The sequence below is a fragment of the Vibrio sp. 10N.222.46.A1 genome, from assembly GCF_041473595.1.
Lineage (GTDB): Bacteria > Pseudomonadota > Gammaproteobacteria > Enterobacterales > Vibrionaceae > Vibrio > Vibrio tasmaniensis_A.
The window spans coordinates 1-2,568 of sequence record NZ_JBFRSN010001243.1; the positions used below are offsets into that span (position 1 = coordinate 1).

Here is a 2,568-nt window from a genome sequence, read left to right on the forward strand (position 1 = left end):
CACCAGTACTGACATAAGGTTCAATGATGTGGTTGTTCATTTTAAGTGATAGCTGTAACGAGGTTGGTTCAAAGTATGAGTGGGTGTCGTTGATGTGTGCCAACACTATTTTTGTCGGCTTATTCTTTTTAGTCATATTTTCTTCTCTCTTTGTCCCTTCATACTAGGTCGAGAATCATGACAGAATCGTGAATTTTATGAAACTGCACTGCAAAAAAATACTCGAGATAGATCGAAAATCTCATTTTGCACCGTATAAATAACAACGGGTTTTGTGACAGGTGAGCATACCAGATTTGTGTTTTTCGATTATGATTAAAGATATCTGTTAGCTTTCAAACAATTAGCAGAGCCTTCCGTTAGGAGTAAGCCTATGCAACTAGAAAGAATCGAGATTTCTGGCTTTCGAGGTATTAAGCGCATGTCTCTTGCGTTTGATGAGCTAACCACGCTTATTGGTGAAAATACTTGGGGTAAGTCTTCATTATTGGATGCCCTTTCCGTCGTTCTCCCTTCAGACGGAGTTCCATATCACTTCGAAATGACCGATTTCCATGTCGATTACTCAGTTTCACATCCACAGTCTCAACACCTTCAAATTGTTCTCGCATTAAAAGCCAACGATAAAAGTGAGCTAAATGCAGGACGTTATCGCAAACTCAAACCGGTGTGGGTTCAAGACGAGTTTGGTGTTTTTCGTATCTATTATCGAATCAGTGCCACGTTAGAGCAATATGAAACGACCACACACTATGCATTTTTGGGGTTGGACGGAAACCCTCTCAAGCTTCATCACTCAGAAAAGCTCGCTCAAGAATTAATGACGTTACACCCTGTAATTCGTTTGAGAGACGCAAGGCACTTCGATCGCCCTTTCAACGGCAATTCACTTAACCACAATGCTCATCTACCGGGTAATGTTCACACTAACACCGTTCATGCTAGTAACGGGCACGCTAATAATGTGAGTGGAAATGGTAACGGCCAGAGTCAAACAACCAATGGTAATGGCAGCAATGGAAACGGAAATGGGCGTCAGGCAAGGATAGAAAAACGCATCGACAACACCTGCCGTCGCCTTATGGCGATACCCGGACATGTTAATAAAGGTGAAATGCGCAGTAGTCTTGAGTCGATGCAAAGCTTAATAGAACACTACTTCTCATTTAAGAGTGTCTCACGTAAAAATCCGAGAAAACCGCGTGATGGGTTACTTTACTCAGCAGGTGCGAACGACAAGAGCATTCATCAATTGGTCGAAGAGACCAAAAACAAACAAACTCGCTTATTATTCATGGGGTTACTTAATGCCTATTTGCAAGCAAAAGGGCCAAATGACTTAAGAAGATGTGCTCGCCCTCTTTTGATCCTTGAAGATCCAGAAGGTCGATTGCACCCAACGCACTTGGCAAGGGCTTGGAGCTTGATGCAAAAGCTGCCCATGCAAAAAATCCTGACCACCAACAGTGGCGATCTACTTGCTGCTGTGCCGCTTCAATCGATTCGTCGTTTGGTACGTCAGTCAGATAAAACCATAGCCAACCAGCTCAATGTGAACCACTTCAGCAAAGATGAACTTCGTCGAATTGGTTTTCATATTCGTTTTCACCGGTCCGGCGCTCTGTACGCTCGCTGCTGGTTGTTGGTAGAAGGTGAAACCGAAGTCTGGTTGTTTAACGAGTTAGCCAACCAATGTGGGTATAACCTTGCTGCGGAAGGCGTTCAAATTATTGAGTTCGCGCAGTCTGGTCTTAAAGCGCTCATTAAAGTAGCGCAAGAGTTTGGCATCGATTGGCACGTGGTGACTGACGGAGACGCTGCTGGTAAGAAGTATGCGGCGACTGTGCTATCTAAACTCGGTAATGATCAAGAACGACATCGCCTCACAGAACTGCCTGATAGAGACATAGAGCACTACTTGTACATGAATGGGTTTGAGAACTTTTTCAGAGACATGGTTAAGATTCCTTATGATCACCCTATTCCAGCGAAGAAAGTTGTGGCGAAAGTTCTAAAGAAACACGCAAAACCAGACCTGGCTTTAGCGATCGTGTCTCATTGTGAGAATCAAGGACAAGACTGTATTCCATTGTTGTTGAGATGGACTTTGAAACGCGTGATCACCATGGCAAACGGAAATACCTAGCTTCTTGCTTATCTGATAAGTGCTATTAGTTCTTCTGTTGATAATTTCTTGAATTGATTAAGAAACCAAAAAAGGCACACCAAGTGGTGTGCCTGTATAAATCGATATACAAATTAATTGGGGGTTATCTTGCAAGAGTTCACAGTGACTAAACTAAGGTTAGGTTAACGAATTAAGGCTAGGTTAACGAATTAAGCCTTCGCTTGCTTAGCGTGTGGTTCAACCGCTTCCGAAGATTGAGTCGATTTTTCGTGAAGCCAAAGCCCCGTTGCTTTCATCAAGTATCCAAAGACACCACCAAGCAGTAAAGATGGCACGACAAGTTGCCAATCGCCGCCTGCTGCAAACGTCGCGCAGCAACCAATAAAGGTCCCTGGGATATAACCTAGCCACGCTTGTTTGGCTTGAATACACATAAAGAA

At 43.5% G+C, this 2,568-nt stretch carries 2 protein-coding genes; one reads left to right on the plus strand and one right to left on the minus strand.

What is annotated here, in order from left to right; all coding sequences use genetic code 11:
• Nucleotides 1-373: 373 nt before the first annotated feature.
• Nucleotides 374-2,146, plus strand: coding sequence for an ATP-dependent endonuclease (locus AB4496_RS25600; RefSeq protein WP_009845306.1), 1,773 nt, complete (start codon nt 374-376; stop codon nt 2,144-2,146).
• Between the two features lie 191 nt (nt 2,147-2,337).
• On the opposite strand, the gene AB4496_RS25605 is transcribed toward AB4496_RS25600, so the two are convergent.
• Nucleotides 2,338-2,568, minus strand: a 231-nt coding sequence (locus tag AB4496_RS25605) for a DUF1097 domain-containing protein (RefSeq protein ID WP_372132655.1), incomplete at its 5' end; no start/stop codon positions are given.